A 563-nucleotide genomic window follows, 5' to 3' on the forward strand; every position below is an offset into this window, starting at 1 on the left:
GAACGAAACAGCATTTAATCTCTAAAAGATCAAACCTAAACCCAGGCGGCTTACGTTTGCACTTTCAAAGTAGAGTGGTGGAGGATGACGGGATCGAACCGACGACCCCCTGCTTGCAAAGCAGGTGCTCTCCCAGCTGAGCTAATCCCCCAAGGATTTACTACGACCGCGTTGGTAGGGCTGGTTGGACTCGAACCAACGACCCCCGCGTTATCAACACGGTGCTCTAACCAGCTGAGCTACAGCCCCAAATGCTGCTCTTTATCTTTATTAACAGTCGATAAGAGTGGACGCTTAATGAATCGGTATCTCTACCTGTGCAACTCTAGAAAGGAGGTGATCCAGCCGCACCTTCCGATACGGCTACCTTGTTACGACTTCACCCCAGTCACGAATCCTACCGTGGTAAGCGCCCTCCTTGCGGTTAAGCTACCTACTTCTGGTAAAACCCGCTCCCATGGTGTGACGGGCGGTGTGTACAAGACCCGGGAACGTATTCACCGCGACATGCTGATCCGCGATTACTAGCGATTCCAACTTCATGTAGTCGAGTTGCAGACTAC

At 51.7% G+C, this 563-nt stretch carries 2 tRNA genes and 1 rRNA gene; all 3 read right to left on the reverse strand.

Annotation, left to right across the window (positions count from 1 at the left end):
• Nucleotides 1–75: 75 nt before the first annotated feature.
• Nucleotides 76–151 (reverse strand) — tRNA-Ala (locus AC1D02_RS22205).
• Between the two features lie 21 nt (nucleotides 152–172).
• Nucleotides 173–249: transfer RNA gene (locus tag AC1D02_RS22210), tRNA-Ile, on the reverse strand.
• 80 nt (nucleotides 250–329) lie between these two features.
• Nucleotides 330–563 (reverse strand): 16S ribosomal RNA (locus AC1D02_RS22215); the annotation flags it as partial.

Source organism: Massilia sp. P1_C10 (genome assembly GCF_056406475.1).